Annotated in this window: 15 protein-coding genes and 1 tRNA gene; 7 read left to right on the top strand and 9 right to left on the bottom strand. The window is 60.6% G+C overall.

Annotation, left to right across the window (positions count from 1 at the left end):
• The first annotated feature begins 131 nt into the window (after positions 1-131).
• On the top strand, positions 132-1,238 hold the full coding sequence (locus F3H35_RS06780) for a pyridoxal phosphate-dependent aminotransferase (RefSeq protein ID WP_149778874.1): 1,107 nt from the start codon (positions 132-134) through the stop codon (positions 1,236-1,238).
• Positions 1,239-1,296: 58 nt separating this feature from the next.
• Positions 1,297-1,473, top strand: coding sequence for a hypothetical protein (locus tag F3H35_RS18805; RefSeq protein WP_188129899.1), 177 nt, complete (start codon positions 1,297-1,299; stop codon positions 1,471-1,473).
• Positions 1,474-1,476: 3 nt separating this feature from the next.
• Here the strand turns inward: F3H35_RS18805 and F3H35_RS06775 are convergent, their stop codons facing one another.
• On the bottom strand, positions 1,477-2,673 hold the full coding sequence (locus F3H35_RS06775; RefSeq protein WP_149778873.1) for a pyridoxal-phosphate-dependent aminotransferase family protein: 1,197 nt from the start codon (positions 2,671-2,673) through the stop codon (positions 1,477-1,479).
• 147 nt (positions 2,674-2,820) lie between these two features.
• Here F3H35_RS06775 and F3H35_RS06770 point away from each other — a divergent pair, with 147 nt between their 5' ends.
• Positions 2,821-3,504 carry a phosphatase domain-containing putative toxin gene (locus tag F3H35_RS06770; protein ID WP_223228338.1) on the top strand — a complete coding sequence of 228 codons (684 nt, stop codon included), beginning with the start codon at positions 2,821-2,823 and terminating at the stop codon, positions 3,502-3,504.
• Between the two features lie 47 nt (positions 3,505-3,551).
• On the opposite strand, the gene F3H35_RS06765 is transcribed toward F3H35_RS06770, so the two are convergent.
• Positions 3,552-4,223, bottom strand: coding sequence for a TIGR04283 family arsenosugar biosynthesis glycosyltransferase (locus F3H35_RS06765; protein ID WP_149778871.1), 672 nt, complete (start codon positions 4,221-4,223; stop codon positions 3,552-3,554).
• Positions 4,224-4,288: 65 nt separating this feature from the next.
• Here F3H35_RS06765 and ygfZ point away from each other — a divergent pair, with 65 nt between their 5' ends.
• A complete protein-coding gene (ygfZ, locus tag F3H35_RS06760; protein WP_149778870.1) occupies positions 4,289-5,023 on the top strand; it encodes a CAF17-like 4Fe-4S cluster assembly/insertion protein YgfZ in 735 nt (244 codons plus the stop codon).
• Between the two features lie 64 nt (positions 5,024-5,087).
• Here ygfZ and efp read toward each other — a convergent pair whose 3' ends face one another.
• Entirely contained in the window at positions 5,088-5,651 is a 564-nt protein-coding gene (gene efp, locus F3H35_RS06755) for an elongation factor P (RefSeq protein ID WP_149779190.1), read from the bottom strand.
• A 216-nt stretch (positions 5,652-5,867) separates the two neighbouring features.
• Here efp and F3H35_RS06750 point away from each other — a divergent pair, with 216 nt between their 5' ends.
• Both F3H35_RS06750 and F3H35_RS06745 read left to right on the top strand, forming a co-directional pair.
• Positions 5,868-6,188: a DUF6280 family protein gene (locus F3H35_RS06750; protein ID WP_007817071.1), complete on the top strand. Its 321-nt coding sequence runs from the start codon at positions 5,868-5,870 to the stop codon at positions 6,186-6,188.
• Positions 6,189-6,339: 151 nt separating this feature from the next.
• Positions 6,340-7,794, top strand: a complete 1,455-nt coding sequence (locus tag F3H35_RS06745; RefSeq protein WP_149778869.1) for a cobyric acid synthase — start codon at positions 6,340-6,342, stop codon at positions 7,792-7,794.
• On the opposite strand, the gene F3H35_RS06740 is transcribed toward F3H35_RS06745, so the two are convergent.
• The 3 genes from F3H35_RS06740 to F3H35_RS06730 all read right to left on the bottom strand — a co-directional run bounded on the left by F3H35_RS06740 (position 7,791) and on the right by F3H35_RS06730 (position 10,995).
• Positions 7,791-8,672, bottom strand: coding sequence for an ICP22 family protein (locus F3H35_RS06740; protein ID WP_223228337.1), 882 nt, complete (start codon positions 8,670-8,672; stop codon positions 7,791-7,793). The two genes, F3H35_RS06745 and F3H35_RS06740, sit on opposite strands and share 4 nt — an antisense overlap.
• Before the next feature lie 222 nt (positions 8,673-8,894).
• Positions 8,895-10,268, bottom strand: a complete 1,374-nt coding sequence (locus tag F3H35_RS06735; RefSeq protein WP_188129898.1) for a TolC family outer membrane protein — start codon at positions 10,266-10,268, stop codon at positions 8,895-8,897.
• A 73-nt stretch (positions 10,269-10,341) separates the two neighbouring features.
• The gene (locus tag F3H35_RS06730) at positions 10,342-10,995 is read right to left on the bottom strand and encodes a protein-L-isoaspartate O-methyltransferase family protein (protein WP_149779189.1); all 654 of its coding nucleotides are present in this window, start codon (positions 10,993-10,995) and stop codon (positions 10,342-10,344) included.
• Positions 10,996-11,138: 143 nt separating this feature from the next.
• On the opposite strand from F3H35_RS06730, the gene F3H35_RS06725 reads away from it, so the two are divergent.
• Positions 11,139-11,212, top strand: a tRNA-Cys gene (locus F3H35_RS06725).
• A gap of 214 nt (positions 11,213-11,426) precedes the next feature.
• On the opposite strand, the gene F3H35_RS06720 is transcribed toward F3H35_RS06725, so the two are convergent.
• The 3 genes from F3H35_RS06720 to F3H35_RS06710 all read right to left on the bottom strand — a co-directional run bounded on the left by F3H35_RS06720 (position 11,427) and on the right by F3H35_RS06710 (position 16,110).
• Complete coding sequence (locus tag F3H35_RS06720; protein WP_188129897.1) at positions 11,427-12,527, bottom strand: HlyD family efflux transporter periplasmic adaptor subunit; 1,101 nt, start codon at positions 12,525-12,527, stop codon at positions 11,427-11,429.
• A gap of 80 nt (positions 12,528-12,607) precedes the next feature.
• Positions 12,608-14,536, bottom strand: a complete 1,929-nt coding sequence (locus F3H35_RS06715) for an ATP-binding cassette domain-containing protein (protein WP_188129896.1) — start codon at positions 14,534-14,536, stop codon at positions 12,608-12,610.
• A 296-nt stretch (positions 14,537-14,832) separates the two neighbouring features.
• Positions 14,833-16,110 carry a TolC family protein gene (locus tag F3H35_RS06710; RefSeq protein WP_188129895.1) on the bottom strand — a complete coding sequence of 426 codons (1,278 nt, stop codon included), beginning with the start codon at positions 16,108-16,110 and terminating at the stop codon, positions 14,833-14,835.
• Positions 16,111-16,134: the final 24 nt, after the last annotated feature.

Below are 16,134 nucleotides of genomic sequence, written 5' to 3'. Positions count from 1 at the left end.
CGGCCGCGCCCGATGCTGCGCTGCAGTACCGACGCGATACCGACGTTATACCGACGTGATACCGAAGGCCGTTTTTCGGCCTTCGGACGCAAGGGTTGCACATTCTTTCGCAATGGATTTAGCTGCCCCACATGACCGGACCCCGCTATACCGACCTCGTGAATTCCCTGCCCTCGACCGTGCCTTTCGTCGGCCCGGAAGAGCTTGAGCGCAGCCGTGGCACGCCTTTTCGGGCGCGGCTTGGCGCCAATGAAAGCCTCTTCGGCCCCTCGCCCGCAGCCGTCAAGGCCATGCAGGCCGAAGCGCTCGAGATCTGGAAATACGGCGATCCGACCAGCCATGACCTGCGCGCGGCACTGGCCGATCACATGCAGGCGCGGGTCGAAAATATCCTTGTGGGAGAAGGGATTGACGGGCTTCTGGGCAATCTCGTGCGGCTTCTCGTGGCGCCCGGCGATGCGGTCGTCACCTCGGACGGCGCCTACCCGACCTTCAACTACCACGTGGCCGGATTCGGCGGTGTGCTGCACAAGGTGCCCTACCGCGACGACCGCGAGGATCCCGCCGCCCTGTTAACCCGTGCGAAAGAAGTTGATGCCAAGCTGGTCTATCTGGCCAACCCCGACAATCCGATGGGCAGCTGGTATCCCGGCACCGATATTCTGGCCGCTCTCGATGACCTTCCTGATGGCTGTTTGTTGCTTCTGGACGAAGCCTATATCGAATTCGCCCCAACGGGCGTTGCGGCCCCGATTGACGCCGATGACCCGCGCGTGATTAGAATGCGAACCTTTTCAAAGGGTTACGGCATGGCGGGCGCCCGGATCGGCTATGCCGTGGGGGCGCCGGACCTGATCCGGGCCTTTGACCGCATCCGCAACCATTTCGGGATGAACCGGGTGGCTCAGGCCGGTGCCCTGGCCGCGCTGCGCGACACCGCCTGGCTTGCGCATGTGCAGGATCAGGTGGCCACCGCCCGCGACCGGATCGCCGCTATCGCCGCCGATAACGGCCTTGTGGCCCTGCCCTCGGCCACCAATTTCGTCGCCGTCGATTGCGGCGCCGACGGGGCCTTCGCAACCCGTGTTCTGGACGCGCTTCTGGCCCGTGGCGTCTTTGTCCGCAAGCCCGTGGTGCCCCCGCAGGACCGCTGCATCCGCATCAGCTGTGGCCGCCCGCAAGACCTTGATGTTCTGGCAGAAACCCTGCCTCAAGCCCTTGCCGCCGCCCGCGCCTGAGCGGGTGGCCACTCACATTTTCCGCTGACAACCGCCAATCCTGCGCTAAGATCGCGTCATGAGACGCGGTAATATGCCCGAAGCGCCGAACTACACCGTGCCGGCGCTTATCATGGGGCTTGTGAACTTGTTGTGGATTTTCATGGCCTTATGGGCAGCCTTCGGCTTGCCCGCCGTGTTCGCGGTGGGCTATGGTCTAAATCTGCTGATCACCTGGATCGCGCGCCGCGGCTAAGCATCAGGCCCGCGCGATCACCCGTGTCGCCGCCTCCAGCGCCCCTGAGCCATGCGGAATCTCCAGCGCCGACAGCCCCGCATCGACCGCGCCCAGCATTCCCAGAACCATATGTGCGTTGACATGGCCCATATGTCCCATGCGAAAGAATCCGTGCCACGCAGGATCACCCGGCTCGGCCATGCCAAGCCCGATGCCCAAGGTCACGCCGGCCTTGTCCTGCACCCATTTGCGCAGCGCCGACCCGTGCGGCGCACCAATCCTCAGCGACGTCACCGCGCGACTGCGGTAGGCCGGAGTGTCCACGTTCAGCTGCAAAGGTCCATCCTGCCCCCAGGCCTCACATGCCGCCCATATGGCTTGCGCCAGCAGGTCATGGCGTGCCCAGACCGCCTCGATCCCTTCCTCGTGGATCATGTCCAGCGCGGCGCGCAGCCCGAACAGATGATGTGTCGGGGCGGTTCCGCCAAAATACTGATAGAACATCTCGGGCTGCGCCCGCGGCCTCCAATCCCAATAGCGGCTGACCCGCTCCATCCCGGCGCGCAGCTCAGCTGCCTTGTCGCCGAAGAAGACAAAGCTCAGACCGGGCGGCGTCATCAACCCTTTCTGGCTGGCGGCGACCATCACATCCACACCCCAGGCGTCCATCTCGAACCGGTCACAGGCAAGCGACGCGATGCAATCAGCCATCAAAAGCGCCGGGTGCCGGGCGGCATCAAGGGCTGCGCGCACGGCCGCCACATCATTGAGAATCGAGGTCGAGGTATCCACATGAGTGACCAGCACCGCCTTGATCTTGTGGGCTTTATCGGCGCGCAGCGCATCTTCCACGCGACCCGGATCAAGCGGGCTTTGCTTGCCGAAATCAAGTATTTCGACCTCTGCGCCAAGGCCGGTGGCAATATCGCCCCAACCGTGGCCAAACCGCCCCGTAGCCGCCACCAGCACCCTTTCGCCCGGTGCGATCACATTGGCCAACGCAGCCTCCCAAGCCCCATGCCCATTGGCGATATAGATCGCGACATGGCCCTTGGTGCGGGCCACGCGCCGCAGATCGGGGATCAGCCCGGCGGTCAGGTCGATCAGATCGCCCTCGTAAATATTGGGCGAGGCGCGGTGCATGGCGCGCAACACGGCATCGGGCATGACTGACGGGCCGGGAATGGCCAGATAGGGGCGTCCTTGGCTGAGGCTCACGGGATGGGGTCTCCTGACATGAATGGGGTGACATTACCTTGCATCAGCCTGCCGTCAATCGGCCCCGCGCGCCTTGCCATGAGGGCCGCTGCCGAATAAATGGGGCGTTCAGGCAATCGGACCTGCCGGATGGAGCGCTTCCCTTTTATGAAACTGTTCAGAAGACTCGTCGATTGGGAACGAAACCTGCGCAATTCGTTCGACACGGACCTGTCGACACCGGAAAATCGCCGCCGGGCAAATATCTATAATCTGTGGTTCGACCATGCGGTTCTGCGCAAGGTCTGGACGAATTTCTACGAAATCGCCCCGGGTGTCTATCGCTCGAACCAGCCGACCCATGAACGCTTCGTCAAACTGAAGAAGAAAGGGATCAAGACGATCCTCAACCTTCGCGGCGCAGGCGGGACCGCACATTATCTGGTGGAAGAAGAAAGCTGCCGCACCCTTGGTCTGACACTGGTCAATGTGAACCTGATGGCCCGTCAGGCCGCGCCGGGAACCGAAATCAAGGGTCTGATCCGCGCCTTCCGCGAGATTGAAAAACCCTTTGTCATGCATTGCAAATCCGGTGCGGATCGCGCGGGCTTTGCCGCTGCCATCTACCTGCTGGTGATCGAGGGACGCCCCGTTTCGGAGGCCCGCAAGATGCTGGGGGTGAAGTATATCCATCTCAAATGGTCGAAGACCGGCGTTCTGGATCATATCCTCGATCGCTATGAGCAAAGCCACGCGGCGACCGGCATCAGCTTTGAGGATTGGCTGGAGGCCGAGTATCAGCATGACGCGATGCAGGCCGATTACGAGGCGACCCACAAGCCGATTTTCTAAGGGTTTCCGCCTGTGGCCAAGGTGACGCCGGGTGTCACCTTTCGGAGCTAGTAGCGGCGCGCCAGGCTCTCGGGATCGGCGCCCATCAGGTATCTGAGCAACAAGGACAGGTTGCGCGCCCCACGCCGCAGCCAGCCGTCACGGGCATAGCGCGCCGCACTGGTGGTCACGACACCCGGCAGACCCTCAAGCCGCGCGCCAAGCGCACGGGACATGGCAACATCCTCCATCAGGGGGATATCCCGAAATCCGCCTACTGCATCGTATTCCGTCCGCGAGATCAGCAGGCCTTGATCGCCATAGGGCAAATGAAACCGCCTTGCACGCAGGTTTGCCCATCCTGCCACCAGCATCGGGGCAAGCCCGGCTGTATCGAACCGCATCCTGAAATAAGCGGGCCTTCCGGTGGATATCTGGTCCTTGACCATATCGGCCCACCCTGAGGGCAGGACCGTATCGGCATGCAGAAACAACAGCCATTCCCCTGTCGCCGCATCGGCCCCGCGGCGCAATTGCCCCCCACGCGAAGCTGGCCCCGACACCACATGCGCCCCCGCCTCATCCGCGATCGTCAGGGTCGCATCGGTCGATCCGCCATCCGAGATGATCAGTTCGCGGATCAGCCCCGCATCAAGCCCTTCGGCCAGTGCCGGAAGACTGCGCGCCAGCTCCTGCGCCGCATTCAGCGTCGGCATCACCACCGAGAGTTTCGCCCGCATTCACGCCCCCTGTTGTGCCGCGCATCATGAGCTATATTACAAGGCACAAGCTGACGGGAGTGGCAATGACACGCACGATTCTGGAAATCACCGGATCCGAGGCGCAGGACTTCCTGCAAGGCCTTGTGACCAACGATATGCGCAAACTGGATCAGGGTCTTGTCTATGCGGCCATGCTGACGCCTCAGGGCAAGTATATCGCGGATTTCTTTCTTGCCCGTCATGAAGAGGCGATTCTTCTGGACGTTGACGAAAGCCTGTCCTCACAGCTTCTGCAACGGCTTACGATGTACAAGCTGCGGGCCGATGTGACGATCACGCAAAGCAAGTTGCAGGTGAAGCGTGGAACCGGCCCAGCCCCGGACGGCGCGCTTGCCGATCCGCGCCACCCCGATCTGGGTTGGCGTCTTTATGGGACGGAAGGCGGGGATGACGGCACCGACTGGGAGGCCATTCGCGTGGCCCATTGCATCCCGGAAACCGGCATCGAGCTGTCGCCCGACACCTTCATTCTGGAGGCCGGGTTCGAGCGTCTCAACGGCGTCGATTTCAAGAAAGGCTGCTATGTCGGGCAGGAAGTGACCGCCCGCATGAAGCACAAGACAGAGTTACGCAAAGGGCTGGCAACGGTTGAGGTCGAGGGCCAAGCGCCCGCCGGGACACAGATCACATCATCCGAAAAGCCGGCGGGCACATTGTTCACCCAATCGGGCGGCAAAGGCATCGCCTATCTGCGGTTCGACCGCGCCGCAGGCCCGATGCAGGCTGAAAGTGCCACGGTCACATATCCGGCAGGGTGATACGAAAAAGTCCGGCAAGGACATCAACCTTTGCCGGACTATTCTGGGCATCTGCCGATATCGGTCAGGCGCGTTCGGAATATTCGATGGTCTCGGTGTTGACGACGATATCCTCGTCCGGTCCGACAAAGGGCGGCACCATCACCTTGACGCCATTGTCGAGAATCGCCGGCTTGAAGCTGTTGGCCGCGGTCTGACCCTTCACCACAGGCTCGGTCTCGACCACCTTGCAGACGACTTTCTGGGGTAACGTGGCGTTAAGCGCTTCGTTCTCGTGATACTCGATCAACACGGTCATGCCGTCCTGAAGGAAAGCGCGGCGCTCACCCAGGATGTCGGCAGGAAGCTCGATCTGCTCGAATGTTTCGGTGTCCATGAACACAAGGTTGCCGTCCATTTCATAAAGAAACTGCTGGTCTTTTTGTTCCAGACGGACGCGCTCGACCTTGTCGGCGCTGCGAAACCGTTCGTTCAACTTGGAACCATTGCGCAGGTTTCTCATCTCGACCTGAGCAAAAGCCCCACCTTTTCCGGGCTTTACGTGATCGACCTTCACTGCGGTCCACAAACCGCCGTTGTGTTCCAGGACATTGCCTGGTCTGATCTCGTTTCCATTGATCTTTGGCATTGGGCAAAACCGTGACATAAGGTTGATGGAGGGTCCGCCATCCCTATATCTGGGGAGGGGATGACTGGCAAGACGACGATATATCGTATGGAGCATCGCAAAGATATGCACCCAGGGCATACATGCTATGCATATGTGCTCTATCCGAATCGTTCAAACTTCGCCATAACCATCGCCACGCCGGAAAGACAAGAGCAATAACATCAAGGACGAACCATGACGGATTTCGTTGACGGCACGGCCTTCAATGCCGAACAGGGCAACCGTGCCCGTAAACTATTTGCTGCCGTTGTATTGGCTGCGCTGGATGACGCCATCGCAGATGACAAAAAATATGGCAATGGCCCCGAGCAGATCGCTCGGTGGGCTCGGTCTCGTGATGGGCGCGAAGTGCTGTCCTGTGCGGGTATCGACCCCAACGAACGTGTGGTTCAGGGTCTGATGGAATTTGTGGGCAAGGGTGTGCGCACCTCGGTCGCCCTCTCACGTGAGGAAAGTGAACGCCGGAATGCCGCCGCTCAGGCCGAAGCCGCCTGACGCACCTGCAAAGTCCTGCGAAATGGCCCTGCCCAATGCGGCGGGGCTTTTTCTTTTCGGGACATCGAATTTCCCGGGCAGCCACCGGAACGCCTTTCCTTGGGCGGCGCCTGTTTGTATCACGCTCTGACCGGCGACAGGAGGCAACGTCATGACACGGTCCATCATGATTCAGGGCGCGGGATCGAACGTGGGCAAGTCCATGCTTGTCGCGGGACTGGCGCGCGCCTTCGCGAACCGTGGCCTGTCTGTGGCCCCCTTCAAGCCGCAGAACATGTCGAACAATGCCGCCGTGACCGAGGATGGCGGCGAGATCGGACGCGCTCAGGCCCTGCAGGCGCTGGCCGCACGCCGCGCGCCCCATACCGACATGAACCCCGTTCTGTTGAAACCCGAGACCGACACCGGGGCACAGGTCATCGTGCAGGGAAAACGCTTTGCCACATTGCGGGCGCGCGACTATGCCAAGGCCAAACCGCAGCTTCTGGCCCCTGCGCTCGACAGCTTTCGCAGGCTCTGCGCCGGGGTCGATCTCGTGCTGATCGAGGGCGCGGGCAGCCCCGCCGAGATCAACCTGCGTGCCGGCGATATCGCCAATATGGGCTTTGCCGAAGCCGCCGGGGTTCCGGTAATCCTGATCGGCGACATAGACCGGGGCGGTGTGATCGCGCAGGTGGTCGGCACGCAATATATCCTGCCGCCCGAAGATGCCGCACGAATCAAAGCCTATGCGATCAACAAGTTCCGTGGCGATGTCAGCCTGTTCGACGAGGGGTTGGTCGAAATCACGAAACGCACCGGCTGGCCGTCGCTTGGTGTGTTGCCTTGGTTCGCCGACGCATGGCGCCTGCCCGCAGAGGACGTGATGGAAATCCGCTCGACACGCGGCGGCGCCTTCAAACTGGTCGTTCCCCGCCTGAACCGGATCGCAAATTTCGATGATCTTGATCCCTTGTCGTCCGAACCGAATGTCAGCGTCGAAATCATCGAAGCCGGAACCCCCCTGCCCGGTGATGCCGATCTGGTGCTGATCCCCGGAAGCAAGTCCACGATTGCCGATCTGGCGCATTTCCGGGCGCAGGGCTGGGATATCGACCTCACGGCCCATATCCGGCGCGGAGGCCATGTTCTGGGAATTTGTGGCGGCTACCAGATGCTAGGCCGCGAAATCAACGATCCCGACGGCATCGAAGGTACGCCGGGCTCGGTGCCGGGTTTGGGGCATCTGGATGTGGTCACGGTCATGAAACCGGAAAAACGGCTCGCTTTGACCGAGGCCGTCTATCTGCCGACCGGGGATGCGGTTTCGGGCTATGAAATCCATCTGGGCGAGACGACCGGCCCGGATTGCGCACGGGCGTGGCTCGGGGTGGGTCCACTTGACGAGGGCGCGGCATCGCCTTCGGGCCGTGTACGCGGCTGTTATCTGCACGGCTTGTTCGCATCGGACAAATTCCGCGCGGCGTTCCTGGCGGATTTCGGTGTGCAGACGGGCTTGGACTATTCGGACAGTGTGGACCAGACGCTGGATAACTTGGCTCGGCATATCGAGACACATCTAGATCTCGACATGCTGCTCGAACTGGCTGAAGAGCCTGCGCTCTAGTCGAATTCCTGGCTGGTCAGGGCGCGGTGAATTTCGCGCCGCACGAGTTTGCGGACATTGCGCGTTATTCTTTCGCCCAAGGCCCCCTGAAGTTCCTGGCGCACAATCTCGCTGACCATATCGCGCAGTGTGTCTTCATCGATGATCGCTTCACCCTCATCCGACCAGAGCGCGGCTTCGTTTTCGCGGGTCTTTTCCGATCCATCCTCCGGGTCGGTCACGCGATCGGATAATGCCGCGTCGTCGCGGGCTTCAGAGGTGGACCGATCGTCGGCACCCGCCGATCCCCAATCAGGGCTCGCATAGACAAGCGATGGCCCTCTCATGACAGGCGCGCTCTCTTCATGCTCGGGTTCGGGGCCGTAATCCTCCCACGCCATGGGAGTGACTTCGGAACCTGAATAGGGATCGTCGGTTTCTCCGTCCGGCTCCCACTCGTCCTCGCGCGCCGCGACTGCGTCTTCGACCTCCGCGATCCGGTCTCCAAGGACCACCTTCTTGGAGGCATCTTCATCGTTCTGCGCTTCAGGCTCAGGCGACTGGTCGCCGTCGTCATGCTCGGCATCCGGCTCATCATTGTCGGACGAATGTTCCTGTGACACAGGATCATCGGACGTCTCCGCGCTGTCATGATGCTCGGGTTCCGGCAAACTCTCGGACGGGGTTTCAGCATCCGACATTTCCGATGTCGCGGCCTCTTCGGCTTGAGCCTCGTCGCCCTCTTTCAGCAGAAGGGCATCTTGCGGATGATCGCCGGTTGCCGCCTCGTCCTCTTGCGGGACATGATGAAATTCGAAACTGTCACCGATCGCGGAAAGGTCCGAGTCGTTCTCGGCCTGATGCGATTCCCTGTCGCCATCATCCTCAGACGCGTCCACGCGAAGCGCTGGCGTCAGAACCAGCTTGTCAGCCGATTCCGTCTTTGCAGCCGGCAAAACATGGGTTTTGTCTCGGTCGCCGTTGGAAACCAACCGCCGAATAGAAGACAGCACGTCCTCGATTTCCGCGTTACTGACGGGGTCTGACATAATTCTGCACCACTCTTGCCTCGCCCGAGTTTACCCTTGCCGGCATGGTCACACAACAGAATAGGACGCTTTTTACTCTTTCCCCAAGGACCGCAGCACCCGATCAAGCTGCCGGCCCTGAGGGCTGAGCTCAGTCGGAGCCGTCTTGACGAGGTTATAATAGGCCGCCGGATCATAGGTCTGGACCGCAAGGTTGAGGTCCCTTGCCGTCAACTGCCCGATCGACGACAAGATCGCATAAGCCGCGATATAGACATCGATTTCCGCCGATATCAGATTCGTGCGCGCGTCCAGAAGCGCCTGTTCCGCATCCAGAACGTCCAACGTGGTCCGTGCGCCCAGCTGTGCCTCTTCCCGGACACCCCGGAAAGCAACGGTTGCCGCGCGAACGGCTTCCTGGCTGGCTTCGCGGCTGGCCCGGGCCGCGCGCAGATCGGCATAGGCATTGCCGACCTCCTGCTGAACGGCCAGTTGCGCCAGAAGCAACCCGCCGCGCACGGCATCTCGGCGCGCTACGGCCTGCCGCTCAAGAGCGCTCAGCTGACCGCCTTGATAAATCGGGCCTGTGATCTCGACGCCGATACTGCCGGAACGGACATAATCGCCACCGCTCCACTCATCCTCGACTCCGGCCCGTGCGTTCAGGTTCACCCGCGGGCGGGTTGCCGCATCTGCCGCCTTGATGGCCAGTTCCGCCGCGGCAACATCATGCTGCGCCTTGAGAATATCGGGGTGATTCCGCAGCGCCACCGTTTTGGACGCATCAACGCCACCTGCGAGGCTCGGAAGAGATTGCGGCGTCCGAAGCGGGCCAGGCTGGCGACCGACCGCACTTGTGAATTCCTCGATCGCACGGGCCAGATTGCCCTGCGCCGAAGCCAGTCCACTTTGCGCCGACGCCAGCCGCGCCTCGGCCTGCGCCACATCCGTACGGGTCACTTCACCGACCTCGAAACGGTCCTGCGCCGCGCGAAGTTCTTCTTCCAGCAGTCGCAGGTTGTTTTGGCGCAGCGATACGAATTCGCTGTTCCGGCGCACATTCATGAAGGCCACGACAGCGCGCAAAAGAACCTGCTGTTCGATGCTGCGCAGCGTCTCGCGCGTGGACAAAACGGTTTCCTTGGCGGCTTCGACCTGCAGGCCGGTGCGCCCGAAATCATACAGCAGAAGCTGTGCCGTCACTCCGATGCCGGCATCGGTGGAATCGATCGACGTGCTGCCATTGCCGGTGCGGTTGCGGCCAAAGTTGCGAGTGATATTCGCAGACCAGTTCAGGATCGGTCGCAGACGGGACACGGTGACTGCGACATCTTCGTCAGCGGCCCTCAGCAAGGCGCGGTTCTGTTCCAGTAGACCGCTGTTGCGGTAGGCATCCGCCAACGTGTCGGCCAGGTTTTCCGCGTTTGCCGCAACAGGCGCTGTTCCTGCCAGTGCCGCTGCAAGCACGGGACCAAGAAAACGTCTTGTCAAAATTCTTTTCAATTTGCTCTCCAACTTCATGCCCCGACTTTGGCAAGGATCAAAACGTAAAAACCTTGTACCGTTCGAACCCGGGCAGAACAGGAGCACCGGCGTTGAAGGCATAGCGCCATGATATGTCTCCATCAACCTTGTACCCGATGCGCACTGCACCCAAAGCGCCCTCCATGAACAGACATGCAATGCGCCCACCCTGCTTGACCTGCTCGATCAGGGTCTGCGGAAGATCACCAACCCCGCCTTCAACGACGATGACATCATAGGGACCATGCTCCGGCGCCCCTTCTGCCAGAGGGCCATGATGAACGATCACGTTGTCGGCGCCGTTTTCTGACAACAGACTCTGCGCTTCATTTGCCATGTCAGCATCTTCCTCGACGGCCACAACCGCTTCGGCCATCCGGGCAATGACAGCTGCGGAATATCCAAGGGCGCTGCCCACATCCAGAACCAGCTCGCTGGACCGGATATCGAGGGAATCCAAAAGCTTGGCCAAGGTGCGCGGCTCCAGGATCACCCGACCGCCGCCCAGATCGATGTTCTCGCCCATATAGGCAGCCTCGCGCAGGTGGCGCGGCACGAAGGCCTCCCGCGGCACGTCCAGCATGGCATCAATGATCGGGAACTTCGTCACGTCGGATGGTCGGACTTGTGTATCGACCATGACGGTGCGGCGGGCTGCGTAATCTGTCATCGACCGGGCTCTTGTGCTATTAAATGACGATCTGCTTTTCGCATATACGCTGATAGCCGGCAACGCAATTGGTGCTGGCCAAGTTGTTCGGCAGGTCTTGCACAGAGTGCAATGATCGGATAACCGATCTCAACCACTTGGATGGCGAGTTGGCGGAGTGGTGACGCAGCGGATTGCAAATCCGTGTACACCGGTTCGATTCCGGTACTCGCCTCCAATAAATTAAAGGTTCTGTCGGTCTTCCGCAGCACGCCAAGGTGATGGCAGCCGTATCACCACAATTCCAAATCACGACCATGCATGTACCAAGACTTCTGGCAGGCGCTCACCAAAGCCTGTGAAGACGCTTTGTGCAAAAAGTTGAGCGTTCGACAAACCGGCCACTGACGCAGTGACCTGTTCGACGGGAAGCCCCCAAACCCACACCAAGTTCAGTCAGGTTCGGAAAACGCCTCGCTCGCGCGCAGGATCGGATTGAACAGATAGTGGAAGACGGTATTTTGCCCTGCGTCCAACTCGACTGTGGCCTGCATGCCCGGGCGGATGAAGACCTCGCCCTTGGGACCGGTCAGGGTCTGACTGTCCAGTTCGACCACGATTTCGTAATAGGGTTCAGGATCATTGGTTTCCGGATCGGTCACTGTGTCTGCGCTCAGATGAACCACTGCGCCGGCCAGGCTGCCATAGTCTCGATAATCAAATGCCGTCAATTTGACGCTTGCCCGCATGCCGACAAATACCGGTCCGATATCCTGAGGTTTGATCCGACCCGCAACCACCAACGCATCGTCGAGCGGAATGATTTCGAGGATCGGACCACCCGGGGCGATCACGCCGCCGGCTGTACGGACCACAACGCGATTGACGATCCCATCCATGGGCGCCCGCAGTTCGGCCCGCTCCACCTGGGCGGCCCGGACGCGCAACTGCTGACGGATCTGGGCCAGTTCAGCCTGCTGCTCGGAAAGCGCCTGCATCCGCGCTGCTTCAACGCCTGTTCGATGCTCGGTTATTTCCTGCGCGACCATCAGAACAGATTGCTGCACACGTATGAGGTCGGTTTCAGGAATGGCTCCCCTTTCGACAAGAGGCTCAAGCAAAACCAGCTCGGCATCGCGCGACGCCTTGATCCGAGACAGGACATCAAGCGTTTCGCGATATTGATCCATCCGGGCAATGAACAGACTCTGCTCTGTTCGTGCCGCCTGAGGCGCGCGTTCGGCAAGGTGTTCTGGGATGATAAGGGTAGCGGAGTGTTCGGGATTGGCTTCTGCCTGAAGGCGCAGGATCTGCATTTCGAGCAGCGCTTCACGACCCAGCAGTTCATCATAGGCGCTTCTGTAGGCGGTGTCGTCCATCTGCGCCAAAAGCTGCCCTGCAGTCACCATGTCGCCTTCGCGAACAAGGATAGACTGGACAATCCCACCTTCGAGATTCTGGATACTCTGCGTGGCATCGCGCGGTTCGACCCGGCCAGTGCCCCGCACGACAGCATTGAGCGGCGCGTAATAACTCCAGAGCAGGAAAGCCAATATGACCCCGATAACGATATATATGACACTCCGGGACCGTGCGACCGAAGGTGCAGTCGCGTCTATAACGCCCAACGACTTCATTGCGCGCCCCGCAGTTCGGGCACTTTAGGGCCTTGTGCGCCAACGCCGACGCGCGTGAATTTTGCCAGAATTTCGTCTCGTGGCCCATGTGCCAGCATGCGACCATCTGACAAGACGATCACCTCATCAACCGCATCCATCAAAGCCATGCGGTGGGTGCAGATGATCGCGCTGCGCTCGGCCAGCCATTCCTTGAAGCGTTCAACGAATGTGACCTCGCTACGGCTGTCCATGGCAGCGGTTGGCTCGTCCAGAAGCACGATCGAGGGATTCTGAAGATACAGTCGGGCCAACCCGACAGCGGCTCGCTGCCCCACCGAAAGACCCTCGCCGCCATCGTGAATTACAAGATCGAGTCCTCGAGTGGTCGACGCGACCAACTTGCCCAAGCCAGCGAAGTCCAAAGCCTCGAACAATCGGGTATCGCTGACTTGCGACGCGCCCATCGACAGGTTTTCGCGCAAGGTGCCTTTGAACAGGCGCGGCTCCTGCGGGAGGTATCCGACCGCCTTTCGGAGGTCATCCGGATCGATCTGCTGCGCCTCAAGGCCATCAACGAGATAGCTGCCCTGATTGGGTACATAAAGCCCTGCCAATATCCGCAACAGCAGGGATTTCCCCGACCCGTTCTCACCGAGGACAGCAACGCGCGCGCCGGGCTTCAGCTTGAGATCGGGGATGACGAGCTGGACATCCTCCACGCCGGGATAGGCGCTCCGGATGTCGCGCAAACGCAGGTCGCCTGCAATGTGGGTCCTACGGATGTAACTGCGTGAGGCGTCACGATCCTGCGGCGCTTCAGCGATCGCCTCCAGCGCCTCGAGCGCTGCTGTCGTGTATTTCCAACGTGAGAGAATCCCGGACAATTGCACAATCGGAGCAAGGGTTCGACTCGTCAGAATGGACACCGCGATGATACCGCCAACAGACAGGGCATCTGCGAAGAAGAGATAAACCCCACCTGTGATTGCAGCGACATAAGTGAGCATCTGCAGTGAGGATGATAGAAAAGAAAGACCTGCCGAAAGGCGTCGATGCCGTGAGCTTTGAAGAGCGTTGAGCGTCGTCACCTCTTCCCAGTTGCGCTGAAACAAGGGCGCAAAGCGGTGGCTGCGAAGGGTTTCCAGACCATAAGCGGTTTCGGTCAACAGCCGCAGCGCCGCGGTCGCTCCACCAAGCATATCACGCGAAAGGGCGTGAATACGGTATTGGAAAACCAAACCTGCGATGATCATGACCAAAGCGCCCAACGCGACGATCACCACAAGCGGACCGGCGATGGCGTAGATCACCAACAAAAAGATCAGCACAAAAGGCAAATCGGTAACGACGCCGACGGCAGAGACCGCAAAGAACTCTTTCACGGAGGCGAATTCGCGCATGGTGTTGACCAAAGAGCCCGGAGGCATGGGGCGCGCGTCCAGACGCATATTGATCAACCGCTCGAACAGATCGCGATTTACGGCAATTTCAATCTCGCGGCCGGCGGTGTCGATCAGACGCGCCCTTGAGATCCTCAGCATGAATTCCAAACCGATGGCAAGCGCGGCACCGCTGGCCAAAACCCACAGTGTCGCCTCGTTCTGGTTGGGAACAACCCTGTCATAGACCTGCAGGGCAAACAGCGATACCGCAACGGCCAGAAGGTTGGCGAAGGCCGAGGACAACACGACATCGAATACCCGGCCACGCATCGGTTCAAAATGCCGCCAGAACCAATGCTTGTTGGGACGCTGTCCGACATGGCGCTCGGCCAAGGAATCGAGACGCGGAAAGAAGGACAGGGTTTCACCAGTGTATTTTTCCGCAAGAAGCTCTTGGGCAACCAGAACCCTTGTATCGGAGGCGGGATCCACTGCCACGAAATACTGACCATCAGCTTCGCGTCCGATGACCAGAACATAATGCCCGTCGGTCAGGCGCAAAAGGCACGGGGTCTCTATATGCGACAGGCCCACCGACGCGTGATGCGACATCTCGTAGCCCACATTTCCCAGGGCACGCGCCAGCAAGGCCATGTCCATCCCACTGGCGGCACTCGGCAATCCCGTCCACAGACGATCGACCGTGACAGGCTGGCCCAGATGCGACAGGTAGCTGGCTGCGGAACGATCAAGATCGGAACAGCTGATCTGATCCAGATCGGTCGCTGTGGAAATCCGGCTGGACTGCCCTGCCGCCAGCGTCTTCGCATCCCGTCGCTTGCGCTTCCAAAACATGTTCATTCCAGATCGATATCGGCCGCCGACAGAGCCCCGTAAAGACGCGCGGCCTCGACGCAGTTGCGCTCTATCGCACCGCGCGTTTCGGCAATCGCGACAAGGTTGGCATTACGCTCCACCTCGAGGCGCACCGCCTCCGAGACGGATGCCGCGCCGGCCAGAAACCGATCCTTGAACAGCGCCAAGCTCCGCTCGGTGGTCTGTACGAGCTCGCCATATTCCCGCAGCGTGTTGCGCAAGGCGTGCGTGTCGATATCCAAACGCTCCAATTCGCGCGCAAGGTCATGACGCGCGGTCGTGAACCCACGTTCTGCCGCCAGAGTTTTCTGTCTTTCCGCCTCGATCCGCAGACGCGCCCCGCCACCAGCAATAGAGCCGCCCTCGAACGCAATCCGGGCGTTGTCTTCAGGTGACCCACCGGTCCCGGTCGTCAGATCCGCTGCCGCCACGATGCGCGGAAAAAGGTTTTTCCGCGCTTCCTGTTCGGACATCATGGCCAGTTCGACCGCCAGCCGCGCCCGCAACAGATCAGGCGCATGATCGCGCTTTTGCGGCGCCTGACATGCCCCCGACAAAGCCGCAAACCGCAACTGCGGCGCCTGATCCAACCGGACCCCCGCGTCACGCAAGAGACGGGCACGCGCATCGGTCAACCTGGCGCGTTGCCGGATCATGTCGCGTCGGTTTTCCTGTCGGCTGACATCCAGAAACAGGGTGTCGCCCTGCCCCGTCACACCGGATTGCACACGGTCGGCCTCTTGCATGGCCAATTCCATCAGCCTTTGCTCAAGGTCCTGGCGCGCGGCGATGATCTCGTTCGCCTCGACCGCATCGACATAGGATAGCAGCGCGTCGCGCACATCCTCGTTGCGCTCCTGCCAGAACTGGATCTCGGTCATGGCGCGCGAAATCTCGGCCTTTTCCCGGCGGGTCCGGGTCTGGCTGAAATCATAGATCATCTGCGTGACGGAAATACCAATGCCCGGTCCCGTCGATCCAACCCCCAACGAGGCCGTGGGCCGTATGCGCGGGAACCAGGCCGCTTTCTCGGCGGCACTCTCGGCCTCGGCAGCGCGCAGCAAGAACAGGGTCGGCGACCGGTCAATCGACATCCGGTTAGCCTCAAGCGCGACCTCGGCGATTGCCGTTTCATTGCGCAACGCCGGCTGCCAATCTTCGAGATATGCGCCACTCAGCACATATGTCGTGGTCAGCGTGCCAACATCCTGATCGTCTGTCGCAGAGGGGGCTTGTCCACTATGAGCCTGATCGGCCAACAGGGCTGACCCGCCATCTTGCGG

The sequence above is a fragment of the Roseovarius litoreus genome, assembly GCF_900142765.1.
In the GTDB taxonomy this organism is placed as follows: domain Bacteria; phylum Pseudomonadota; class Alphaproteobacteria; order Rhodobacterales; family Rhodobacteraceae; genus Roseovarius; species Roseovarius litoreus.
The sequence above is the reverse complement of the archived record's forward strand: the minus strand, read 5'-3'. Positions and strand labels throughout refer to the sequence as shown.

What these genes read in the sequence shown, in the direction of transcription:
- F3H35_RS06780 (WP_149778874.1), top strand. Translation starts at nt 132, where the DNA reads ATGACCGGACCCCGCTATACCGACCTCGTGAATTCCCTGCCCTCGACC.
- F3H35_RS18805 (WP_188129899.1), top strand. Translation starts at nt 1,297, where the DNA reads ATGAGACGCGGTAATATGCCCGAAGCGCCGAACTACACCGTGCCGGCG.
- F3H35_RS06770 (WP_223228338.1), top strand. Translation starts at nt 2,821, where the DNA reads ATGAAACTGTTCAGAAGACTCGTCGATTGGGAACGAAACCTGCGCAAT.
- F3H35_RS06765 (WP_149778871.1), bottom strand. Translation starts at nt 4,223, where the DNA reads ATGCGGGCGAAACTCTCGGTGGTGATGCCGACGCTGAATGCGGCGCAG.
- ygfZ (WP_149778870.1), top strand. Translation starts at nt 4,289, where the DNA reads ATGACACGCACGATTCTGGAAATCACCGGATCCGAGGCGCAGGACTTC.
- efp (WP_149779190.1), bottom strand. Translation starts at nt 5,651, where the DNA reads ATGCCAAAGATCAATGGAAACGAGATCAGACCAGGCAATGTCCTGGAA.
- F3H35_RS06750 (WP_007817071.1), top strand. Translation starts at nt 5,868, where the DNA reads ATGACGGATTTCGTTGACGGCACGGCCTTCAATGCCGAACAGGGCAAC.
- F3H35_RS06745 (WP_149778869.1), top strand. Translation starts at nt 6,340, where the DNA reads ATGACACGGTCCATCATGATTCAGGGCGCGGGATCGAACGTGGGCAAG.
- F3H35_RS06730 (WP_149779189.1), bottom strand. Translation starts at nt 10,995, where the DNA reads ATGACAGATTACGCAGCCCGCCGCACCGTCATGGTCGATACACAAGTC.